The organism is Aetokthonos hydrillicola CCALA 1050 (genome assembly GCF_017591665.1).
Taxonomy (GTDB): domain Bacteria; phylum Cyanobacteriota; class Cyanobacteriia; order Cyanobacteriales; family Nostocaceae; genus Aetokthonos; species Aetokthonos hydrillicola.
Genome location: NZ_JAAKGC010000081.1, coordinates 1 through 22,663 on the forward strand (window position 1 = coordinate 1; position 22,663 = coordinate 22,663).

Annotated in this window: 25 protein-coding genes; 14 read left to right on the plus strand and 11 right to left on the minus strand. The window is 41.7% G+C overall.

The annotated features are described in order from the left end of the window. On the plus strand, nucleotides 1-581 hold a 581-nt coding region (locus G4P69_RS28055), incomplete at its 5' end, for a WD40 repeat domain-containing protein (RefSeq protein WP_208352745.1). A 90-nt stretch (nucleotides 582-671) separates the two neighbouring features. Here the strand turns inward: G4P69_RS28055 and G4P69_RS28060 are convergent. Further along, nucleotides 672-893 (minus strand): hypothetical protein, encoded by a 222-nt coding sequence (locus G4P69_RS28060; RefSeq protein WP_208339401.1) that lies wholly within the window; start codon nucleotides 891-893, stop codon nucleotides 672-674. Between the two features lie 65 nt (nucleotides 894-958). On the opposite strand from G4P69_RS28060, the gene G4P69_RS28065 reads away from it, so the two are divergent. From G4P69_RS28065 to G4P69_RS28075, 3 genes are read left to right on the plus strand one after another with little or no spacing between them, the layout of a single operon-like run. Continuing rightward, nucleotides 959-1,204 (plus strand): type II toxin-antitoxin system Phd/YefM family antitoxin, encoded by a 246-nt coding sequence (locus G4P69_RS28065; RefSeq protein WP_208339400.1) that lies wholly within the window; start codon nucleotides 959-961, stop codon nucleotides 1,202-1,204. A gap of 9 nt (nucleotides 1,205-1,213) precedes the next feature. After that, nucleotides 1,214-1,624 carry a putative toxin-antitoxin system toxin component, PIN family gene (locus tag G4P69_RS28070; protein ID WP_208339399.1) on the plus strand — a complete coding sequence of 137 codons (411 nt, stop codon included), beginning with the start codon at nucleotides 1,214-1,216 and terminating at the stop codon, nucleotides 1,622-1,624. Between the two features lie 34 nt (nucleotides 1,625-1,658). Next, nucleotides 1,659-2,006: a DUF433 domain-containing protein gene (locus G4P69_RS28075; RefSeq protein ID WP_208339398.1), complete on the plus strand. Its 348-nt coding sequence runs from the start codon at nucleotides 1,659-1,661 to the stop codon at nucleotides 2,004-2,006. A gap of 356 nt (nucleotides 2,007-2,362) precedes the next feature. Here the strand turns inward: G4P69_RS28075 and argZ are convergent, their stop codons facing one another. From argZ to G4P69_RS28095, 4 genes are all read right to left on the minus strand, one after another. Then, complete coding sequence (gene argZ / locus G4P69_RS28080; RefSeq protein WP_208339397.1) at nucleotides 2,363-4,474, minus strand: bifunctional arginine dihydrolase/ornithine cyclodeaminase; 2,112 nt, start codon at nucleotides 4,472-4,474, stop codon at nucleotides 2,363-2,365. 239 nt (nucleotides 4,475-4,713) lie between these two features. Then, entirely contained in the window at nucleotides 4,714-5,328 is a 615-nt protein-coding gene (locus tag G4P69_RS28085) for a DNA-3-methyladenine glycosylase family protein (RefSeq protein ID WP_208339396.1), read from the minus strand. A 33-nt stretch (nucleotides 5,329-5,361) separates the two neighbouring features. After that, nucleotides 5,362-5,895 carry a DUF4330 domain-containing protein gene (locus tag G4P69_RS28090; protein ID WP_208339395.1) on the minus strand — a complete coding sequence of 178 codons (534 nt, stop codon included), beginning with the start codon at nucleotides 5,893-5,895 and terminating at the stop codon, nucleotides 5,362-5,364. 198 nt (nucleotides 5,896-6,093) lie between these two features. Next, nucleotides 6,094-6,852 carry a metallophosphoesterase family protein gene (locus G4P69_RS28095; RefSeq protein WP_208339394.1) on the minus strand — a complete coding sequence of 253 codons (759 nt, stop codon included), beginning with the start codon at nucleotides 6,850-6,852 and terminating at the stop codon, nucleotides 6,094-6,096. Nucleotides 6,853-7,584: 732 nt separating this feature from the next. On the opposite strand from G4P69_RS28095, the gene G4P69_RS28100 reads away from it, so the two are divergent. After that, nucleotides 7,585-8,700 (plus strand): glycosyltransferase family 1 protein, encoded by a 1,116-nt coding sequence (locus G4P69_RS28100; RefSeq protein ID WP_208339393.1) that lies wholly within the window; start codon nucleotides 7,585-7,587, stop codon nucleotides 8,698-8,700. Here the strand turns inward: G4P69_RS28100 and G4P69_RS28105 are convergent. The 3 genes from G4P69_RS28105 to G4P69_RS28115 all read right to left on the minus strand — a co-directional run bounded on the left by G4P69_RS28105 (nucleotide 8,697) and on the right by G4P69_RS28115 (nucleotide 11,616). Further along, nucleotides 8,697-9,485: a Tab2/Atab2 family RNA-binding protein gene (locus tag G4P69_RS28105; protein WP_208339462.1), complete on the minus strand. Its 789-nt coding sequence runs from the start codon at nucleotides 9,483-9,485 to the stop codon at nucleotides 8,697-8,699. The genes G4P69_RS28100 and G4P69_RS28105 overlap by 4 nt on opposite strands. 377 nt (nucleotides 9,486-9,862) lie before the next feature. After that, on the minus strand, nucleotides 9,863-11,194 hold the full coding sequence (locus tag G4P69_RS28110) for a hypothetical protein (RefSeq protein WP_208339392.1): 1,332 nt from the start codon (nucleotides 11,192-11,194) through the stop codon (nucleotides 9,863-9,865). 137 nt (nucleotides 11,195-11,331) lie between these two features. Beyond that, a complete protein-coding gene (locus G4P69_RS28115; RefSeq protein WP_208352751.1) occupies nucleotides 11,332-11,616 on the minus strand; it encodes a hypothetical protein in 285 nt (94 codons plus the stop codon). Between the two features lie 843 nt (nucleotides 11,617-12,459). Between G4P69_RS28115 and hisH the strand changes: the two genes are divergently transcribed. The 4 genes from hisH (at nucleotide 12,460) to G4P69_RS28135 (ending at nucleotide 14,602) form a co-directional block, all read left to right on the plus strand. Then, nucleotides 12,460-13,095, plus strand: a complete 636-nt coding sequence (gene hisH / locus G4P69_RS28120) for an imidazole glycerol phosphate synthase subunit HisH (RefSeq protein ID WP_208339390.1) — start codon at nucleotides 12,460-12,462, stop codon at nucleotides 13,093-13,095. Between the two features lie 69 nt (nucleotides 13,096-13,164). Beyond that, on the plus strand, nucleotides 13,165-13,710 hold the full coding sequence (rsmD, locus tag G4P69_RS28125; protein ID WP_208339389.1) for a 16S rRNA (guanine(966)-N(2))-methyltransferase RsmD: 546 nt from the start codon (nucleotides 13,165-13,167) through the stop codon (nucleotides 13,708-13,710). A 12-nt stretch (nucleotides 13,711-13,722) separates the two neighbouring features. Further along, nucleotides 13,723-14,316 (plus strand): hypothetical protein, encoded by a 594-nt coding sequence (locus G4P69_RS28130; RefSeq protein WP_208339388.1) that lies wholly within the window; start codon nucleotides 13,723-13,725, stop codon nucleotides 14,314-14,316. Between the two features lie 31 nt (nucleotides 14,317-14,347). Then, a complete protein-coding gene (locus G4P69_RS28135; protein WP_208339387.1) occupies nucleotides 14,348-14,602 on the plus strand; it encodes a hypothetical protein in 255 nt (84 codons plus the stop codon). On the opposite strand, the gene crtD is transcribed toward G4P69_RS28135, so the two are convergent. Further along, nucleotides 14,554-16,071 (minus strand): C-3',4' desaturase CrtD, encoded by a 1,518-nt coding sequence (gene crtD / locus G4P69_RS28140; RefSeq protein WP_208339461.1) that lies wholly within the window; start codon nucleotides 16,069-16,071, stop codon nucleotides 14,554-14,556. The two genes, G4P69_RS28135 and crtD, sit on opposite strands and share 49 nt — an antisense overlap. 126 nt (nucleotides 16,072-16,197) lie before the next feature. Between crtD and G4P69_RS28145 the strand changes: the two genes are divergently transcribed. The 3 genes from G4P69_RS28145 (at nucleotide 16,198) to G4P69_RS40725 (ending at nucleotide 18,882) form a co-directional block, all read left to right on the plus strand. Next, on the plus strand, nucleotides 16,198-17,481 hold the full coding sequence (locus G4P69_RS28145) for a M16 family metallopeptidase (RefSeq protein ID WP_208339386.1): 1,284 nt from the start codon (nucleotides 16,198-16,200) through the stop codon (nucleotides 17,479-17,481). A 175-nt stretch (nucleotides 17,482-17,656) separates the two neighbouring features. Then, entirely contained in the window at nucleotides 17,657-18,523 is an 867-nt protein-coding gene (locus G4P69_RS28150) for a fructosamine kinase family protein (RefSeq protein ID WP_208339460.1), read from the plus strand. Nucleotides 18,524-18,636: 113 nt separating this feature from the next. Next, nucleotides 18,637-18,882 carry a hypothetical protein gene (locus G4P69_RS40725; protein ID WP_390693269.1) on the plus strand — a complete coding sequence of 82 codons (246 nt, stop codon included), beginning with the start codon at nucleotides 18,637-18,639 and terminating at the stop codon, nucleotides 18,880-18,882. Nucleotides 18,883-19,131: 249 nt separating this feature from the next. Here G4P69_RS40725 and G4P69_RS28160 read toward each other — a convergent pair whose 3' ends face one another. Next, a complete protein-coding gene (locus G4P69_RS28160; protein ID WP_208346056.1) occupies nucleotides 19,132-20,937 on the minus strand; it encodes a DUF6262 family protein in 1,806 nt (601 codons plus the stop codon). A gap of 154 nt (nucleotides 20,938-21,091) precedes the next feature. Between G4P69_RS28160 and G4P69_RS41115 the strand changes: the two genes are divergently transcribed. Both G4P69_RS41115 and G4P69_RS28165 read left to right on the plus strand, forming a co-directional pair. Next, nucleotides 21,092-21,463: a zinc ribbon domain-containing protein gene (locus G4P69_RS41115; protein WP_420798713.1), complete on the plus strand. Its 372-nt coding sequence runs from the start codon at nucleotides 21,092-21,094 to the stop codon at nucleotides 21,461-21,463. 46 nt (nucleotides 21,464-21,509) lie between these two features. After that, the gene (locus G4P69_RS28165; RefSeq protein ID WP_208344681.1) at nucleotides 21,510-21,863 is read left to right on the plus strand and encodes a Dethiobiotin synthetase; all 354 of its coding nucleotides are present in this window, start codon (nucleotides 21,510-21,512) and stop codon (nucleotides 21,861-21,863) included. Nucleotides 21,864-21,884: 21 nt separating this feature from the next. On the opposite strand, the gene G4P69_RS28170 is transcribed toward G4P69_RS28165, so the two are convergent. Next, on the minus strand, nucleotides 21,885-22,496 hold the full coding sequence (locus tag G4P69_RS28170; RefSeq protein ID WP_208344682.1) for a hypothetical protein: 612 nt from the start codon (nucleotides 22,494-22,496) through the stop codon (nucleotides 21,885-21,887). Between the last annotated feature and the right edge of the window lie 167 nt (nucleotides 22,497-22,663).

Below are 22,663 nucleotides of genomic sequence, written 5' to 3' on the forward strand. Positions count from 1 at the left end.
CCCTCACACCTGATGGCAACTACATGATTTCTGCTTCCTATGACTCCACCCTAAAAGTCTGGAATTGGCAAACAGGAGAACTACTACGTACCCTCGTTGATCATAGTGACTCGGTAAGTGCACTCGCCCTCACACTTGATGGCAACTACATGATTTCTGCTTCCTATGACTCCACCCTAAAAGTCTGGAATTGGCAAACAGGAGAACTACTGCGTACCCTCGTTGGTCATAGTGGCTGGGTAGGTACACTCGCCCTCACACTTGATGGCAACTACGTGATTTCTGCTTCCGGTGACTCCACCCTAAAAGTCTGGAATTGGCAAACAGGAGAACTACTGCGTACCCTCGTTGGTCATAGTGACTCGGTAAATGCACTCGCCCTCACACCTGATGGCAACTACGTGATTTTTGCTTCCTATGGCAGCACCCTCAAAGTCTGGAGTTGGCAAACTGGGGAAGTCATTGCCAGTTTCATAGGGGATGGATCAATATGTTGCTGTGCTGTTGCACCTGATGGAGTGAGTGTTATTGCTGGGGATGGATCAGGAGCGGTGCATTTTTTGCGATTGCAAGGGATATAAGGAGTAATTTATAGTTGGGGTGGGCGAGGTCAGCAAAACTACGATCTCATTGGGTGTAGGTAGGTAGTTATGATCTTCGGTTGGCAAAATTCACCTTGCTGAGATGTCTTGTTCTATGGCTTCGAGGAGTGGGGTTTCGTCTCCGGCGATACCGTAGAAGCGCATGAAGTTGGGAGTAGAAATAGGTTCGGGAGAACTGGTGGTGATTGGAGCAATGGTAATTTCGACTTCTTGCCCTTGAAATTGACCAAGCCCGCTAATTTCCAAAGAATCACTGTTGATGAGAGTCCTTATTTTGAATCGCTCAATCATATTGTTTTATCTTAAGGCTAGCTTACAATAGCTATTAGACATATTATCTAGATAATGTGGCTTTTATGGATTACATGACTTCCAAGGAAGCACAGACGAATTTTGGCGCGTTGCTCGATTCCGCACAGCGCCATCCTATCGTGATCAAGCGCCACAAGCGTGACTGCGTGGTCGTCATGTCGATGGCGGATTTCGAAGAATACCGCAAGGCGCGGGCAAAATCTTTGATGGATTTCTGCGACGCCGCTTCCGCCGAAGCCGCTGCAAATGGCATGACGTCGGAGAAGCTGAACGATCTGTTGCAGTCCTGATAGAGGTTGTTGTTGCGCGTCGTTTTTGATACTAATGTGCTGATAAGCAGGCTGCTTGCGCCAAAAGAATCACTTCCTGCCCAAGCAGTGCGTCTAGTTATGGAAGGAGCGAACGCGGATCTGTTTTCGGAAGCAACCTTCCGAGAGCTTGGCGATGTTTTAAGCCGTGCAAAATTCGATCCATATCTCTCGCGTGAGAAGCGTTTGTATTTTCTCTCTGAAATACGCGCATTATCAGAGTTTGTGACCATCCATCGCACGCTTTCAGTATGCCGGGATCCGCGTGACGACAAGTTCCTCGATCTCGTGGTGTGCGGTAATGCAGACTACCTGGTGACGGGGGATGAGGACTTGTTGAATCTGCACCCATTTGAAGGAGTTAGCATTCTTTCACCTGCTTCATTCCTCGCACGGCAATAATCAACTAGTACTTTCTAAAACGACCATCAGATATATGCAACTAGAAGACTACTTTAACTTTCTTAGAGATGACGATATTCGTATAAAAGGTTCTCGCATTGGCATTGAAACAATTTTATATGAATATATTTATCGCGCCCGTACACCTGAAGAAATTACCCAGATGTTTCCTAGTCTGACTATAGAACAAGTCTATGCCACTATTCTCTATTACCATCACGAAAAAGAAAAAGTCAGTCAATACATAACGGACTGGCTAGAGTGGAGTCATAAAATGCGAGAGGAACAGCGGAAAAATCCTCACTCAGGAGTGAAAAAGTTAATCGAATTTAAAGCCGCACAAAAAGCCCAACAATCCCATGAGAATTCAGTATCTCATTGATGAAAATGTTAACCGTAACTGTTGATCCCCGATATTTAAATTTATGTTTGGTAGTGCGAGCATCTTGCTCGCTGGGTATGGAACGCGAGCAGGATGTAAGAGTAGTAGTAGTTAGGTAGAGTGTAAGCGAAACCCAACACATACTAATAGTTGTTGCAATACTGCGTAGGTTTTGCCCGAAAATTCTCCCCGCACTAAAGTTCGGGCGCTTTAGCTGGCATTGAGCTTTAAGCTCACTGGGTAATCTTTTAACCCATTTTAATGGGTTTCAGCTTTGAGCCGGGAAATTCATTTCCCGGCTCTTAACCGAGCAGTATTGATAGTTGTTGGGTTTCGTTCCTCAACCCAACCTACGTCTAACCCCTGTGAGTAATATACGGGCTGGTCAAGTTATCTAACTGCTGAATGAGAAGACTGAGGAATAAACCTACGTCTGTCACTACACCAACCGATTCTATGGAACCGCGATCGCTTAACTTTGTCACAACAGCAGGATTAATATCCACACACACCATCTTCACGCCAGCTGGAGTCATATTACCTACTCCAATAGAGTGCAGCATACTGGATAGCATCAAAATCATATCAGCGCCCTTAAGTAGCCGAGCGTATTCAGTTTGTGCTTTAATTAGATCCATCTCGGTATCTGGTAAGGGGCCATCATCTCGGATGGAACCAGCAAGGCAGAAAGGTACATTATTACGCACGCACTCATACATCACACCGCTTGGAAGCACGCCAGCTTCGACAGCTTTAGCAATGCTACCGTGATGGCGGATGGTGTTAATAACCTTTAAGTGATGACGGTGTCCACCGCGTACAGCGATCCCACGTTGCATATCGACACCTAGGGAAGTTCCCATCATTGCTTGCTCGATATCGTGAACTGCGATCGCGTTCCCAGCCAGCAACGCCTGTACATACCCTTCTCTAATCAGTTGCGCTAAATGGTAACCGCCACCAGTATGGATCACAACTGGCCCTGCTGTGACAACTACTTTACCTCCAGCATCGCGGATTTTTCGCAATTCCCAAGCCACTTGTTCAACGACTAATTCCACGCGGCGCTCACTAGAAACACCCGCCGACATAAAGCTAAATTCCTGAGTATTACGTTGTTCGCGTGATTCTGTTTTGCGAACAGTGCGGATACCTTGTACATCCACAACCACTTTGTCCCCAATTTCTAAATCGCGTAGTATTTTACACTGTGCTATAACTCCGTTGGGAGTTTCGGTAATAGCAAGCGCTCCATCCATACGCTGATTTTGTACCTTCACCCATTCCCCATTTAGGCGAACCTCTGTAGGATAAATCGTGGTGACATAAAAATCATCAGGAGCTACACCTGGTTTAATAACAGGTTCGAGCTTGGCATCTCGCTCATCTTGTGGTAAGTCTACTGCCCCTAGATCAATGAGATGAGATACAATGCTTTCCATCACCTCATGAGAAGGAGCTGAGACTTTTACTTGTGCTGTTGAAGTACTTTGTCTCTGTTCTCCCAAGAAGAAATTTAAAACTTGGAAACTTCCCCCGTTATCAACAATTAAATCCAGAGCGCGGTTAATTAAACCAGAGTCGAGCAAGTGTCCTTCAAGGCGAAGAATTCGGCTTTCTACCGATACATTCGCATGAACTTCTTCTACGACTGGTTCAGTAACTCGTAATGTTAAGCATTTAGCAGCACCACCTGCTTTCAGAAATTCAAATAACGGTGTTTCAATAACTTGAAAACCTGCTTGTGCAAGGCGCGCTTTTAGTTCTTCACTCGCCTTATTCATAACGACGATGTGATCTACATTCACCGCGTTGCAAGCAAAGTTTACTGCGTCCGCTTCTGCAATTGCTATACGCTTTTCTGGTGCTACCCGCATTTCAATTAAGCGATTAGAATAGGAATCAAACGCAGGTGGATAGTACAATAAGTACCCGTTTTTCAAAGGACAGAAGCAAGTGTCAAGATGATAGAAACGGTCATCTATGAGGCGCAACGACAACACTTCTATATCTAGCCATTTTGCTAGGTAGGGATGAGAATCTAATTCTGAACGGAAGCCATAACCAGCCCATAACCAACGTCCCTCACGATCTAGCAGCGCATCTCCTGCGCCTTCAAAGGGTAGATCCTTAGGTAGTTCATGAACTGTATAGCCATTTTCCTCAAACCACTGCTTGAAGTAAGGCTCTTCGCCCTGGCGCTCTTTGTGTAAAAAGCGACTAAGAACAACAGTATCACCCAGTACTAAGCCTGCATTGGCAGTAAATACCATATCAGGCCAACCTTTCTGAGGTGTCACCAAATTTACAATCGCGTGTTCTTTGAGAATATGGTGCAGTTTTTCCCACTGTTCGACAGCGCGATCGCGCGATGACTTGTGAATATTCCCTTCCATCCAAGGATTAATCACATAGTCTACATCATAATGGTCTGGGGAACACATCAAAAAGCTAATCTGAGAAGTCATAGAATCACACGTGTATAGATGCCGTCAGTGTTTACTTGAGAAATTGTTACTAATCCGATTTTGTAAAATCTACTACTAAATTTCTAACTTTTGAAAGTTGAAAGTGGCATAAAGACCTTCATTTTATTGTACTAGCAGCAGGACACGCAAGGAAGCGACGGCAATAGTCTTGTCAACGGATAGCGCCCATTCCTCCTAATCCGCAGTACCCAGTACCCAATCCCCAATACCCCTTTAATTTATTTCAACTCCAGACTTTGCCATATGTACCAAGAGGCAATTGTACAATATGGCCGCCATCGAAACCCTATTTGTTCGACAGTCTTTTTGTCAGGCAATTCTGACAGGGAGTAAGCACGACGAATCCCAGATCGGATACCTAGATCATCAACAGGTAGCACATCCCACCGATGCAAACGGAAGATTAGCAACATCTGCGCTGTCCAACGTCCAATACCTTTGACTTGTGTCAAAGTCTTAACAATGGCTTCGTCGTCCATGCTCTCTAACGCAGTTAGAGTGGGCAAATCATCTAGTATTTTCTGAGCTAAGTCTTTGAGATAGACAACTTTAGGACGAGAGATCCCTACCCCTCGTAAAGTTTCATCTGGCGTATTGAGAACATCCTGTGGGGTTGGTGCTAGTTTGTCAGAATAAAGCTGGAGAAACTTGTGGTGAATCGCTGCTGCGGCTTTGCCAGAAAGTTGTTGGTAAAGGATTGATCTAGACAGGGAAAATAATAAATCTCCAGTTTGCTGCACCTGGTCAAGTTTGCAGCAACCGACTTGCTCGATAACCGATCCCAATATGGGATCTGATTGTTTGAGTGTAGCAATAGCAACCGAATAATCCATGGTTCATATGGGTTCCTCTTTTCTCCCAGCGACCTAGGCTTTATCTTTCATTCGTATATCAATGATCGTAGCTTTAAAGTTGTAATTAAACCCGTCTAATTCAACTGTTTCTCCAATTCTGAGCTTACTCGGGCCAAGCACTAGTCCATTATTAGTGGTTTTTGCCTGACCTTCCAAAGTCATAAGCATATCTGTACTATAATTATTTTTTCTCGGTTCAGGTAATTCCTTAATAGAACCATCAGGCTGGGGAACTAACACAGTTCTCGGTATCAATTGAACAGATTGAATATTAATTTGACCGTGGGGTTGGTTGCGGATAATAATATTAGTCTTCCCGTCTTTTTTTAATCCTTGCTCAATTAAGCGTTGAGGCTCGCGTACATTTAAGCCTCTAACAACTAAGTCTACTTCTACAGGCTTCGTTGTACCCACTTGGGCAATAGAGCCAGAACTCCCAGGAAAGAAAAAGATACCAAATATCACTAGTAAAATCACTAGCATAGCACCAAGATCGAGAATATTGATTTTACCGAATAAGCGGCCTTTGGAATCTAAGATAGCCATAAACAATGTTCCCCAATAAGAGCCAAGTCAATCATTGTAGCAGTCTGGTCTGGTAGAGACGCATGACTGTTCTGACTAAAGGCGGTTAGGCGTTGTAATCATGCGACAGTTTATCATAACTTGTCACCGAAGTTATGGACTAGATGATGCCGCTTATCCTGGCGGATATTTAAGCACTGTTCCAAAATAACTACTTTCTCAGCAACGCTTATAGAGACGATTCTCCCTAACTTTCACTGGATCAACAGTTGTTAGTGCTTCTTCTAGTGGTAAAGTACGAAGCAAGTTTTTGAGAACGTTAACTTGATAAACTATTGAATTTGTGATATCCAGTCCTGTGAGCCAACCACTTCGAGGATGATAAGCTCCAGTATCTATATTTATCCACCCATGTCCTTGTGCTAATTTACCAGGAGAAACATCAGGTAGAGTAAACGTGATAGTGTGACCAACAATTATTAACTTATCCCGGAAGTAAGGTTGGTCAATGCTCTGAAATTCTTCTCGTACCCAGCAAAGCTGATCGGCGGTTTGTTTTTCTAAAGGAATTGATGGACTAACACCAGCATGAACTAACCAAATATCTCCCAAGTCAAGATGCGTAGGTAAAGTTTTAAACCATTCTATGTGTTCTGGCGGTATCGTAGCTTGTTGGTAGCTAGCTACTGTTGCTTGCCCTCCGCTATATAGCCATGCTTGCAACGCTGGGGTGGTGACATGTCCGTTGGTAAGAATGTTTAATAACATCTGCTCATGATTCCCCAGGACACATTTGTAGTTACTGTCTTTGACAAAATTTACAACTTGTGAGCTCTGAGGACCACGATCAATCAAGTCGCCTAGAAAATAAACTTGATCGTCTGAGGTAGGGGCGATGATCTCCAACAATCTCATTAAACCCTTGTAGTGACCATGAACATCCCCAATGACTATTCGGCGGTGGTGGCTTGTGCTCATCGGCTTTTGACGTGAACAATTATACTCCTTCTACAGTTTAGGCCGACTATATTTCGCAAACACAAGTAAAAATTTACGTAGAAGATGGGAGAGTCCTTGCTCATTTTAGTTGTGAAGGAGGTATGGTCAGTGCTAAAAGTTAATAGCATTGTCTTGACATAATTATAGCCATATATCTAGGGGTTGCCTAGAAAGTGTACTTATATTATTTGTTCATCTCTTGTCAAATTAGCAATTCCAAACCATAAAAATTGGGAAAAATTTATAATTCATGCAAAAATTTTACGAAATATTTACTTATATCTTTCTACAATACCTTTATGATCGAGTAGTTTAATTTTTTCTAAAAGTCAAATATCTTGCTTGCGCAGGATTGCTGAAGCAACTGAGCAGCCTTATCTTCGCAATTTAAGATAGTGGAATATATCCAACTAGTACACTTCGGCAGAAATAAGTAGACCATTTCAAACAGTCACAAGCCTTGTTTTATAACACTTTTGACTTTTGATTTTTGACTTTTGACTTCTGCGCAGCAGTGCTAGGCTATTGATTCTATAACTGATTATTGAAATCTCAAGCACTACCACCAACAGATATAGCAATCCTAAATCATTCGTGAAAAAAACTATTGCCCATTGCCTGCCTTCGCAGCTAATTTCACAACTAAAATAGGATTGCTATGTAATTAGCCGCCTTCTAGATGTTCAATCTAATCAATAAACACTACACAATATGAGTCAAGATATCTTAGAAAGATATAACCATAGGATATACTTCTATTGCGATCCAAGACAGGGAGTTGCCGAAGCTCTAAAGTTACAGCATTTACTAATTTGTTTAGCAGAAGGTTTTAGAGAACTGGGAGTACCGTATTTTTCTAATGTAGACTACTGGCAGGAATCTCCGGAAAAAGAAGAATATCTCTTTCGTCACAATCCGGAAGTTACTCCGGACGACTGTTCTATCGTTATTTTACAAAACAATTGGTTCACTAACAACTTTCCACTACCAGAAAATTTATTTCATCGGAAGCGGAAATATGTGATTGTTTATATGGATGCAGAAGATAATGATAGAACGTATGTAGTAAGACCAGAATTTAAGAAGTTTGATTTTATACTAAGAAATCATTTTAATAGTAAATTTAAATATGGTAGTAACTTTTATCCTTGGCCTTTTGGGCTGAATACGCGTATGCTGAGGGAACTTAAGGAAGTCCCTGATTTTCAAGAAAGAAAAAGACAGCTACTTATTAATTTTCGTGCTGACCATACTGTTAGAGAACTCAGTTGTAACCTCATCATACCTCGCATTGAAAAGATTCTACGAGTTGATCACTACACTAATAGTTTGGAAAAACCTCCTGTAGACCCCTATCACCATCTACGCTGGATCCAAACCGGTAGACGGCACTACCCAGATTACTATAAACGTCTCAAAGATTCAGCTGCATGTGCTTGTTTCGGAGGATTTTTTGTACCTCCTTTTCCTAAAAATCCAGGACATGTAATGAGTCGTTTTGGAAGACGTGTTATGACGAAAATGAAAATAAAGTCTAATACAATAGCACAGTGGGATAGTTGGCGATTTTGGGAGTCATTAGCAGCAGGATGCGCTAGCTTTCACGTAGACTTTGAGAAATATGGTCTTGCTCTTCCTGTTATGCCAGAGAATTGGCGACATTATATTGGTATCGACTTAGATAATGTACAAGAAGCAATAGACAGAATAGCTGATGAACCAGAAATTTTAGAAAGGGTTGCCAAAGAAGGAAGAATTTGGACGCTTGAAAATTATACTCCTGCACCTACAGCATTACGTCTTCTTCAAACAGTTTCCCAATCTTAATCTTGCAGTAACCAAAAGCCGCTATCAGTCATTCCTGAATCATCGGGTTGCACTAACAAAAAGTGCAATCCTTGACATTGCTGCTTTCTGTGTTCATAAACCTTAGCAGCTGCACCAACTTGTTGATCTTCAAACGTTGCAACAATCCATCTGTCTACCAAACCAGCTTCTAACACCAACCCATCCGGCGCACCAGTTAAGTAATTCAGTGCTACAGGATGAACTTGTTGCAGCCACCGTGCCAAACGCATTGACTGTCTTCCTCCATAAATTATCACACCAGGTACAGGTAACGTTGAAGCCAATCCCAAATTGATAGGTAGGAGAAATTCTGGCATTTGTAAAATTGGGATTGGACGATGTCTAAACACCTGTTCGAGATCACCAGAGGGAAGTGTAGCAAAGCGCCACTGTTCTCCCCAGAGTTTTTCCGGTAGCGGTACAGGTGGTGGTTTGTCTGGAGAAATAGGGTAATGCTTCTCCTGCAACCACTGCTTTAATGCAAAAGTTCGGCGAGTAGGTTCTACAGAAATGCCTAAATTCTGTCCAGCTTGTTGAATTAAACCTAAAGACTGAGGGCGAAATACCTGAATGATATCTGGTAATTTGTCAATAGCTGCTAACTGAATTTGAGAAGTCACCCAACTCCCATTCGCTTCTTGTTGAGGACAGGTTGCTTCATACTCAAAGCTACGAGTCTCGTCACAAATCAACAACTCCCACAATACTTGCTCTGCTGTATCTGTTTGGGGACGACGATAAAAATCAGCTTGCCAAATGTACATTTTTGGGGATTGGGGATTGGGTACCTGATTATTTTGCACTGGGATCTACAAGCATATCACCTTATAAGTTTTTCTCTCTCCCTTGCTCCCTTGCTCCCCTTTCCCCCCTATCCCCAGAGGGGATCCCGAGTCCCCCCTGCCTCACAAGGGTAGGTTTTTTAGATCTAGGTGTTGGCAAGACAAGGAGGACAAGGAAGGAAAGCAGACAAGGAAGTTTTTTTTACTCCTAGTTGGCTTAAAGTTAGTATATACACTTAGATTTTATGTTTCTTCCTTGTCCACCTTCTCCCCCAAGTCTACCTAGTCTCACCCGTCCTAGATGTATCTGTAAAAAACCTACACCTGTGAGGTCCCCCCTGCTCCCTGCTAAAAGCTCCCTAAATTATTTTTTTCTTGCTTAGCTTACTGACTTCTGCAATTACGCCATCAAGCCCACTGTTACCATATATAATAAGTAACCGTTCCGCAGAAAGGTAAGTTAGGACAGGGTTCCGGAATTGCTTAATGTAAGTTGCTGTATCTGTAGGGTTGTAGCCGAACTGGGGAGCGATCGCACTCAGAAGTTCCTGATCTATAGTAACCGCCGGAATCGATAGAACGAAATCAGCATCTGAGAGGTTATGGAGAGCATACTCAGCCAGTAAGTTAGTTTGCGATGAATTACTACCTGTCAGATTATAGCTACCAAGCTTGCGTACAGGTGGTAGACGAAGACGCTTTTGGTTATCTTGGAATAAGTATCCTTTCTCTACAGGATCAATCTGAGCCAAGATTCCGGCAGTACGCAACCAATTAACTACTTTATACTCATTACCAAGTGTAGGTGCAGAGTGAGCTGAAGCTTGAGTGATCACAAATTCAGGTGACAAACCGCGCTTCATAGATTCTGCTAAACCGATGATGTGATGTCCACCAGTTCTAGAATCACCCGATGCACCGTAGTTATCAGTTTTACCGTTACCACCGAAGCTCAACTCCTGAAACTCAGTACCATCACTATTCCATTGAAAGACGATTGGCTTAGCCCAATCATGCCAAATTGGAGCAGCAGAAAGTAAATCGTTGTTGAGATAGATGTCTGAATTACGCTTGTTATCTGCGGATGGGTTGATAATGGGTAACCCATCACTACGACTTTGCCCGTAGATTGATCTATAGTTATCGGCAAAACTCAAGTCACTGAGGTTATTAAATGCTTCGTGTACTGGAAGTCCACCAGGGTATGCATGATGACTATTATTACTACTTCCAGGAGCAGCAAAAAATGGTTGAGGAAGTTGGGGGCAAGCACTACCATCTTCAAGTACTGGAGGGAATACCCCAGCTATAAGTCCCCCTGGAAAGGTGCCGTCGCTTGAAGTATCTACTAAACCTTCGTCTTTTAATTGTTGCAAAATCTTTTGTTTTTGGCTGTTATTTAGCCCAGCTCGATGAGTAATACAAGTTTTAGTGTTGTTTACTGCATCTCGTGTAGCCTGCCTAAGAGCTGAATCTTGAATTTGGTCGATTTGTTGTGCCAAGAAATTTTGAGCCGACTGTACAAGTGGGGATTTTCGAGCTATCCTAGTGGCATCAGCATTACCTGCTCCGGGTATAGTCTGGTTTGCAGTGGTGACAGTATTCTGAGCTTCCTGTGCCTGTAAAGGTGATACCACCACCACTAGGCTTAAGCATAAAATTATTACTAACAGAAAACGAGAGATTTTCATCTTGTTTACTCATTCAAATGTGGCAATAGCCTGTAAAGGCGATCGCCAGCATTTTAGTTTGTCAAGGTTAAGTCCTGTATAAGGATGACAGACAAGTTGAATTTTTTACCTTTATCAAAAATTATGAGGTAAATCTGCTAACGACACACACGTTCGCTAGTGTAGTATCCAGAACGGTACTGTTTTCTACCAACAATACCGAATTTACGAGTGTAGCGCCCCCTATGATAGACTCGCCTTATATAACAACGGCGAGCAGCAATTAGCTCTTTAGATGGTGTTTGCAATAGCTGAGGTTGTTCAGAAACAAATCCAGCAGATATATTGTTACTCACTCCAGAAGCAAGCGAAGGAGTAGTTACACCTAAGCCCCCAACAGTAGCTAATAGAGTAATTCCTGAGAGCAATGATGTGTTCTTCATTATTAATCCTTGACTATAAAGTTGACTAAATAACTCGGATTCCATTTTTATACTCTTATGAACCGAACTTCAGCGACTTCTCGCTAAGGTTTGATCATGGTAGTGGTGAGGCTTCTTCTCGTTACCTCTAAGGCAATAGGGCGACAACTATCGGAAAAATTTAGTAATAATGGCAACATTCATGTACATATATTTTTGCCCACCTAGAAAAACAACTTGCCTCAAAGACAAGCACATAAATAATTAATAGGAATCTACACAGATCAATTAGAAATTTTCTTTAGTCAAAAAAATAACCTAGGTAAAGAGGTGGTGGCAACTTGATTAAGGCAATCTCAGATTAAATAAGCAAATAAAAGGCTCCTTCAAGAGATAATACTCTCATGGCAAATAAATACTGACTGAAATACAAATAGCTTAAGCTTGCACAATTGATAAGCTATTAGGCACTTAATTTGCTTCTGGTGGGTGGATGGGGAAAAAGCGAGGGGGAGCAAGATTAACAAATTTTCCTCAAGATTAAAAAAATGGAGATAATATCGGCAAAAGCTTAATGGGATTGATTTTTCTTTTGCCAGAAGAACTGGCAAGTTGTGCATCTGGTAGCAAGAGTAGCAAAAAAATGAAATCAGAAGGGAGCGTACTGCTACCTTGGAAGTCAAAAGTCAAAAAATTGTATTCTCAGCTTTTGCTGCATTTTGAATGCTGGGTTTATTTACGCCACGCTTTTTCTTTTAAAGTGAACTCAAAATCTTAAAAGAAATTAATAGTATTCTTTCCTTTATTAAAAATATTATTTAAAATAGAAAAACCCTCCATAATTAATTTACAGGGAGCAGGTAAATGGCGGTGATTGCAGTCGTTGACTACGACATGGGAAATTTGCACTCAGTCTGTAAAGGCTTAGAAAAAGCTGGAGCAACTCCTAAGATTACTGATTCTGCAAAGGAATTGGAACAGGCAAAAGCGATTGTCTTGCCAGGAGTTGGTGCGTTTGATCCAGCGATGCGAAACTTGCGCTTGCGTGGATTAGAAGAACCCATAAAAGAAGCGATCGCATCTGGCAAACCTTTCTTAGGCATCTGCTTGGGATTGCAAATTCTCTTTGAATCTAGTGAAGAAGGTACTAAATCAGGGCTGGGAATTATCAAAGGAAAAGTGAGGCGATTTCGTCCAGAACCAGATATTTCTATTCCCCATATGGGTTGGAATCAACTGGAACTGACTCAGTCGAAGAGCATTTTGTGGGAGCATTTACCACCTAACCCTTGGGTGTATTTTGTCCATTCCTACTACGTTGATCCAGCTGATCCTCAAGTTTGTGCTGCAACTGTCACTCACGGTAGCCAAACTGTAACAGCTGCAATTTCGTACAAAAACATAACAGCAGTCCAGTTCCACCCGGAAAAATCCTCTAATATTGGGCTGCAAATTCTGTCCAATTTTGTTTCTCAGGTTTGGGTAAAAGTTGCTGCATAATGCTATCTTCGACTAGTCAATGGTTAAGAATTCCTCAACTATTGACTATTGGCTATCGAATAATCTCTCATGAGTTTAAGAATTTATGGCAACCGTCAGTTAAAAACTTTACCCGGTAAAGAAACCCGTCCAACTACTGGAAGGGTGAGAGAAGCAGTTTTTAATATTTGGCAAGGAGAAATAGCTCGTTGTCACTGGTTGGATTTGTGTACTGGTACTGGTTCAATGGGAGCAGAAGCTTTATGTAGAGGAGCTAGTTTAGTGGTGGGAATTGAACAGTCTAGCCGTGCCTGTGTGATTATACAGCAAAACTGGCAACAAGTAGCTAACGCAGAACAGAAATTTCAAATTTTACGAGGAGATGTTCTGCAATGGCTACCAAAACTCTCCAGACAGCAATTTGATAAAATCTACTTTGACCCACCTTATGCTAGCAATTTATATAAACCAGTCTTAGATGCGATCGCTCACTATCAGCTTTTAGAAACAGGCGGCGAGATAGCAGTCGAACATAGTCCTCAAAATTGGACTCCTCCAGTAATTCCCTCTTTGGAAATTTGCCGAGAAAAAGTTTACGGTAATACTGCTCTAACTTTTTATACAGTAACCACGTAACAACACTACTAAATGAGCTACAGCCAATTTACACTTAGTTCAGTCAAGCGCAAGTTTGGATTACAAACGGTAGAGAGTAGCGGTATTTTTGCCAATATCCCAGAAGTAGATATTAGCTCATGGTTACAGCAAACCTTTAGCTACGGATTAGAAGTCGCCCTAGCAAGCGATAGCGAAAAAGCCCGTTCCGAACTGATTATTGCACCAATGATGCTAGAACTCAGGAATACTAGCCAAGTTAATGTGTTTTCTGGAGTCGACTTTACCGTAGACGAAGAAAACGGACTAAATGGGATTTGCGACTTCTTGATCACAGCCTCACCTGAAAAACTGATCATTGAAGCTCCTGTAGTTGCGGTTGTTGAAGCTAAGAAAGAAAACATCATAAGTGGCTTAGGGCAATGCGTTGCTGAAATGTACGCAGCCCAAATATTCAACGAAACAAAAAATCTAATTCATGGTGTCGTTACGACTGGTAGTGCCTGGAAGTTTCTATCGCTTGCTGATAAAACTGTAGAAGTTGACACAGCTGAGTATTATATCGATAACCCAAATAAAATATTGGGAATTTTAACCAGCTTTGTCTCAAAAACTAACAGGGGATAGGTGTTGCAGCACAATTTGCTGGGGCGTGAAGATGCTCAACAAGAACAAGAAGGTTAGTGAATTTCCGTTTGCTTCATTGCGTCGCATTACGCCTGAAGAAGTAGAAGCAGCGGAAATCGCTATTAAAGAACAATTTGGATTTGTAGTGCGAGCATCTTGCTCGCTGGATCTATTACACCAGCGAGACGCCGAATCATTCTTGGTTCGTAGTTGCACTTTAGTGCGCTTACTGCGCAACTACGAACCAGCAGCTTCAATTTGTTTGACGACGGTTAGCGCTGAGTAACTTACTCCTGCTGTACCTTCACCTGGGTGGGTGGAGTCTCCAACTAACCATAAGTGATTTATGGGTGTGCGGTTGGCAAAACCAAAGGGGCCAAAAGTTGGTATCCTTTGACCAATACCACCAACAATACCGCGATCGCGCGCTGTATATCGAGCAAAAGTCCGAGGTGTTGCAGCTTCCACGTGAATAATTGTTTCTGGTTTTAAGTAAAAGAATTTCCCGAGGTGAGCGATCGCATCGGATGTATACTGTTGTTTTAGCGCTTCATAATCCTCAGTACCCAGCCATTTCTCCGGATCTACAAAAGAAGAAGCAATAATAGTTGCTTTCCCTTTTGGAGCACGTCCATCTCCTAGACGACTAACAGAAACAAACAGAGAATTATTTTCCCCAATAGGACCATCAGCATTGTACATAAATTGTAGATGAGGCGGGCACCCAGCAGGAATAGCGCTTTCATCTACTCCCAAATACACAACAAAAGCACCTGATGGTTTTGGTAGTTTTTCTACTCGCTGCTTATACCCACGAGGAGCATTCTCACCTAATAATTGTACTAAGTTTTGTACTGTCACATTCGCAACGATATGATCAGCAGCTTCAGTCCAAACTTCATTAGTTTTCTGATTGCGAATAACTACAGCAGTAGCTTTACCTTGTTCTACGTTGATATGTTCAACTGTATGTTGCATTAACAACGTACCACCATCTCTTTCAAAAGCAGAAACTAGGCGATCGCTCAGTGTCTGCATACTACCTTGGAGATGAAATAATCCTTGTGGTAGTTGCGAGACGCTTAATGCTGTTGCCGCATAAAGTAGTGCTGTCTCCTCCGCGCTAACTTGGGAATATAACTTCAATTGCAAATCTAAAAATGTCCGCAAACGCTGATCCTTCTCAAGTCCATAAAGACGCAAAGCATCTCCCACTGTAAATAAAGTATAGGGTACAGTAATCAACGTACTGCTACGTACTGCTTTAGTTAATTGCCATAAGTCCCAAATATTACGTGGTGGTAGCACTGGATCGCGCCCTTGAAATTCCCAACTAGCATGAAACAATGTTGCGATTAACTTCCAGAAAGGTTCGCTACCAGGAAATTGTCTAGAACGTTCTTTTTCCCACTCTTGTGGATCGCGCCAAACATTAATTGGTGTTACTTCCCCTGGAAGATACACAGCACAAGCTGGATTGCAAGGGGTTGCTTCGGGCGGCTCAATTTCTAATTCAGAGAAAATGCGGTGGTGAATACCTCCTGGTTCTAATCCCGCCACCTGAGTTGCGCCTACATCAAAGGTAAAACCTCGACGTTTAAACGTAGAAGCACATCCTCCAGGAACGATCGCTTGATCCAGAATTAGCACGCTGTAACCTTTATGGGCTAACAATGCTCCTGCTGTTAGTCCACCAATTCCTGCACCGATAACGATGACACGAGTTTGATCATTGCCAACGAGAGAATTTGGCATCATTCTTCAATACACATTTCTTAATATTTATTATAATTATTTTATATAAAAATTAAAAAGCCCTTCTCGAAAGACCTACTCGGGTTACTAGGTAAAATGTAGAGATAGGCTCACCTGCAAGTACCAATGACCTCAACTCTGCTGAAAATTCCCTATCTTAATGCTCCAACCCTGCACCAACTGCCTAATGGGTTAACAATAGTAGCGGAGCAAATGCCAGTTGAAGCCGTTAACCTAAGTTTGTGGGTTAATGTCGGCTCCGCCGTAGAATCAGATAGCATTAACGGCATGGCTCACTTTCTAGAGCATATGATTTTTAAGGGAACTGGACTGCTGGCAAGCGGTGAGTTTGAACGTAGGATTGAAGCGCGAGGTGCTGTAACTAACGCTGCCACTAGTCAAGATTATACTCAGTATTATATTACCACTGCTCCCAAAGATTTTGCAGAACTTGCTCCATTACAAATTGATGTAGTAGTTAATGCCAGTATACCTGATGATGGCTTTGAACGTGAGCGATTGGTCGTTTTAGAAGAAATTAGACGATCAGCGGATAATCCTCGCCGCCGGACTTTTCAAAGAGCAATGGAACTAGCATTTGATAAGTTACCTTACAAGCGTCCTGTCTTGGGAGCAGAAGAAGTTATTTCTCAGCTTGAACCTGAGCAAATGAGGAATTTTCACGCAAATTGGTATCAACCTTTATCAATGACTGCCGTAGCTGTTGGCAATTTGCCAGTGGAAGAATTAATCGAAATTGTCGCAGAGGGATTTGAAGCAACTAGCACTCAACAATCAACAGAGGGTAAAAGACAATCCTTGCTTAACGTTGAAGCTCCATTTACAGAAATTGTTCGCAGAGAATTTATTGACGACAGTCTCAAACAAGCAAGGTTAGTCATGCTTTGGCGAGTACCAGGGCTGCTCGAAATCAATCAAACTTATGCACTAGATGTTTTGGCAGGAATTTTGGGACATGGACGAATGTCAAGACTGGTTAGGGATCTGCGAGAAGAACAGGGATTGGTTTCTCATATTTCTGTAAGCAATATCACACAGGAATTGCAAGGGACATTTTATATTTCAGTGCAGTGTGTACCTGAAAACGTACCAATTGTAGAAGCGGCGATCGCTCAACACATCGGTAAGCTAAACACAGAAATAATCCCAGAATCAGAAATTAGTCGTATACGGACTAGAGTTGCTAATAAGTTTATTTTCGGTAACGAAACACCAAGCGATCGCGCCACTTTATACGGTTACTATCAATCCCTATTAGGAGACTTAGAACCAGCATTTAACTACCCAACAAACATTCAAACTCAAAATGCAGATGATTTAATGCAAGCAGCACAAAATTATCTTTCCCCAGATGCATACGGTGTAGTTGTAATGAAGCCCGCAGGGTAGGGTGTAGGAAAGCACGGGAGCAGGGGGAGCAGAGGAGCAGGGGGAGAATAAGAAAATTAGCTTACTATTCCCAATGCCCAATGCCCAATGCCCAATGCCCAATGCCCCATGCCCCATGCCCCATGCCCCATGCCCAATACCCCATGCCCCATGCCCAATACCCCATGCCCCAATGATGTGGAACCAAATTAGCGCTCATATTAGCCAAGTTACTGGTGAAAAATTTGACTCATCGCAGCAACGCTCTGTTGGTGGTGGTTGTATTAACCAAGGTTATGCTATTTCTGATGGTCAGCGCACTTACTTTGTTAAGTTCAACCAGGCATCCCAAGTTAGTATGTTTGAAGCAGAGGCGCTGGGTTTACAGCAAATGTTCCAAACAGCTACAATCCGCGTACCTAAACCTATTTGTTGGGGTATAACTGGTAATTCTAGCTATGTAGTTTTGGAGTGGCTGGAAATAGGTACAGGGAACACCAAATCTTGGGAAGAACTGGGACGTAAGTTAGCAGCTATGCATAAAGTTACCCGCAGTGAAGGTTTTGGTTGGGACATGAACAATACGATTGGTTCCACGCCTCAAATAAATACTTGGACAACAGACTGGGTTGAGTTTTTTGCTAACCATCGGTTAGGATACCAATTTAAGTTGGCTAGACGGCGGGGTGGTGATTTTCCTCGGGAAAAAGATTTACTCGCGGCTATTCCTGAAATATTGACACACCAGCCGCAGCCCTCTTTGGTACATGGGGATTTGTGGGGAGGAAATGCTGGGTGTACCGTTTCGGGAGAGCCGATAATTTTTGATCCTGCAACTTATTTTGGCGATCGCGAAGTTGATATTGCCATGACTGAACTTTTCGGCGGATTCCCGACAGCGTTTTATCAGGGGTACAACGAAGCTTGGCCATTAGATAAAGGCTATCAGCGTAGAAAAATACTGTATAATTTGTACCACATTCTCAATCATTTCAATTTATTTGGTGGAGGTTATGCTTCGCAAGCAAACCGCATGATTGGTGAAATTTTGGAAAGTATTTAGCTGAGGTGGTTTTGGGTTAGCGAGTTTCGCTGATTTACAAGCTTGGTTAGAACAGAGGTAAGCAAGCATGATTTGATATGAAAAAGTAGGGCGTTCGCCTCTGGCGTTGTCCCTTGGACAATCGCTCTTTCACTGAGAAGCGTAACCGCCAGATGAGGGATGCAGTTAACAAAGCCTCCCGGATTGTAATTAATCGTTGTTTGGCTCAAGGTATTGGCACAGTCGTTTTTGGTTGGAACGTTGGACAAAAGCAAGCATCAGGGATGGGCAAAAAAGCTAATCAAAACTTATATACTCCACAAGGTCTACAACGTATACGGGATAAAGCTTTTATGTTGTGTAGAGACTCCATAACATAAAATAAAACGCTTATATTTAAAAGATTACACAACATCTACAACATAGCTGGAATTTAGAGCGAGTACTTATTGCCTGTCTAACGTGTTGTGTGCTGGGATGAAATTTTTTTGTCATTTTTATTAAAAACTAATTATTAAAGCCGAATCACTCTGAGGATTTATTGGGATATTGAGGATTTATTGGGATATTAAAGATAAATTTAATCTCAGTAGCACATTTTATAGAGCTTATACAAGCCTAAAAAAATATCAATTATCCTTACTTATTTGAGCTTGATTTTTAACCCATCCTCCTTCTATAGCGCATTTAAGCCAGCCTCCAGGACTGCGAATATTCTCTGTTTCTAATGCTTGTTTTAACGCTTCAATAGCATTTAAAACTGTTATTTCAGTAACACTGTTAATAGTACGTCGTAAAGTACTAGTAAGCTTAATCCCTAATGCTCTTAGTTCTGATTTAATATGTAAGCTCACTTCAGGCTTTTTCTGCTTAGGATATAAGGGACTTCTTTTTCGGCTTGATATTATGGTTGGTTGCTTTTTAATTGAGTCTAGCTTAGACTGTAATTCGATATTTTGTGATTGAAGATGTTGTACTTGTGCTTGATAACCCATGAATTCGTGAAGTTGACCAGCAAGACTTTCATTAATTAATTTTAGCTCTTTTACTTCGACTTCTAACTGTTTAATCCTAGAGCGAAGTTGGATGATTATTACTTGGTTAGAAGCTGATGTTGCGCCCGAATTGTTTGAACGTACAGGTAAAACTTGTTGGTCTCTTAGTTGTTGAATTCTCTGTTTAATCTCTGGATATTTGTAAAGATAGCTGACACTAACATTAGCATATGCAGCGACAACCGACATATTTATCTTCTTTCCTTCCTTAATTATTTGCTTAATAGCTGATTCAGTTTTAGAAAGTGCTTCTTCTTTTTTCTTCTGGGCAGCAGCTTTTAAATTGGATATTTGTACATCTTTATTCATCTTTGAGAAATATTTTTCATATTCTTCTCTCAAATCTTCATCAAGTAAATGAACATAGGTATTTACGGTAGTTTGAATACTGGCATGACCTAAACGTTTCTGAACGTAAGGCATGTCCCATCCAGACTTAATTAATTCTGTAGCATGAGTATGCCTTAACAAATGGGGAGAAACACGAATCCCAGTTTTCTCAGATAAATCTTGAAACAAAGCTTTTGCTCTCGATACCTTCATTGGTTCTCCAATTTGCCCTTTTTTAATATTGACGAACACATAATCACAGTCAGCTTCAACTGGATACTCATCTATTAAATAGTTAGAATATAACCGCATTAAATCAATATTTACAGCCAGCAGACGCTCAACTCTTGATTTCGCTCTTGCACCGTTTACATTCTCTCGGAAACGCACCAAAATTTCATTTCTACCTTCAGTTATCATATCTTCATGGCGTAATCCTAATGCTTCTCCTAATCGTAATCCTGTCTCATAAAGAAGGCAAATTAAAAACTTATCTCTCAATGTATTACAAGCTTTTATTAATTGTTGAACTTGAATCGAAGCTAAGCATTTAGGCAATCGCTTCAACTCTTTTACTTTCAGTAATCGCTTTTTAACTGGTGATTGATTAGCTATCCCATATAAAAATGGTTTATACTGAGATGGATAAGCCGCTTTATTAGTTGTTAATTCCACTCCTGAAAAATCACCTAGCCGTCCATGAAATTCGTCAAAGCTGCTGATTGTGGAAAGAATTTGATTAATAGTTCTATTCGTTCTTTTTGCCTCAGTCGGAATTATTGGGTAACTTCCTGGGTTAGGATTACGTAGCCAATGAATAAATTCTGCTAGTTGATCTAATTTTATTTTTTTCCAATCTAGCCCAAAGTCTTGAAGAAATTCAAAGTAAAGTTTGAGATTTTTGGCATAGCTCAAAATTGTGTTTGGAGAACGGTCTATGCTTTCTAGATATCTCAAATACGTTTGTATTGGCTCGATTGGCTCATAGTTGTTGTTTAACACTAAGACCACCGTTTTACCCGCAGGTGTCTTGCCTTTCTGTAACCTCACTGTCTTGATGCAGTAACTACGATGATTATCTTAGCGCTCTTGTGTAATACGTGTACTACATATTTACATAAAATAACAATTTTATGGTCTTTCTTGCTGTTGTTGTTGTTGTGTATACTTTATTTGTCGGGGTTTATAACAATCTTTCGTCTGTATCCCCACAGCCAGACTTAAAGACAGGATAAAACAACTGTGCGATTTTTACGGTATCCAGTTCATTGAAACTGAAGAATCTTACACTTCCAAGGCATCATTTTTTGACAATGATCCACTTCCGAGACATGGTGAGAAACCCATAGGATGGGAAGCGTCAGGTAAGCGGGTACATAGAGGAGTGTACCGCACGGGAGCAAAAAACTGGTACATCAATGCAGATGCAAACGCAGCTGCCAACATCTTGAGAAAAGTAAGCACGATACTGGATCTTGATCTTAGTGGTGTGTGTAGAGGGCAATTGACAGCCCTAACCCGGTTAACATTTTGGAACGGTTCGAGTAAGAATCTTCTACCAGATGTTACTGTGTGAAAGAATCTCCGCTCATGCGTGGACGGAGAGTTAGTCAAAAATACTCATGAATTACGAAACCGCTCGCAAATTCCTTATTGACCAAACAATCACAAACGAGGAGAGTCGAGATGCGCTGTTAATGCATCTTAAGCAGGGAAAGCCTCCAGTCCCTGGTCAGATTACCTCTATTTTATTGGCACTGAAAGTTGTATTTGAAGGTTTAAAAGATGCTACGACTATAGACCGAGAACTGGCGTATACTTTATATCAGTTAAGTGTAAAGACGCAACAATTGTTCACAGCAGGACGTAAAGCTGGGATCGATTGGCCACCACTACTTAAAGAGGACTTGCTGAGAATTGCGATCGCAACTGAAAGTATTTTGTCTGGTAAGTGGCAAAATTTACATAATTCATAGTGGTTAAACTGACTAATAACATTAACGGCTTTGCAATTCTTCTTCCAACTTATCTACGTCAGTTTTGAGCAAAACTGTCATTTGACCAGTATATGCTTTACCGTCTCTTGGTTTTGCTACTTCTACCCAGTAGGCATAGCGATCGCCGACTCGCAATTCTCCTCGCAAAGCTTCTTTAATAGGAGTTTTTGCGAAGCGAGCACGGTTTATCGTACTTTGGCTGGGATACTGGTAAATAACTTGAGCACGATCAAAATCCTGATAAATCTCTAAGCCATAGATAACCCGCAAAGATTTTTCCAGGCGCTCAAATGTCATGCCATTAATGGCATCGTACATAGCAAGACGCTCACTGCGGATTATGCTGCGATTATTAGGAATTTCTACTTTGCCGGGTGGTAATACCGATGCTAGAAAGGTGAATCGCTGAGCAGCGGTATCACTCTTTTGCACAAAGAATTGTTCTCCACTGCCGGGACGAAGTGTGGGATGTGCTTTAATCCAACTAGCTACTTCCTCTGTGGATTGTCCTGGTAAAGCTTTAGCTTGAAAATTAAGGAGCGTTCCCAGAAAGAACCAAGAAACTAGGGCAGAAGGGATAATCAAAACGTGTATTGGTAGTTGTTTCAGCATTTTTTTGCCATCAAAGGGAGTGATTATAGTTTTCCCTTTTCAAGCCAGCTACTCACACCGGGTTAGATTATAAAAAATATTTGTTTCTACTATTACGGTGCGTTACGAACAGCCCTAACGCACCCTACTTCTATCCCCCATGCCCTATACCCCATGCCCCATGCCCT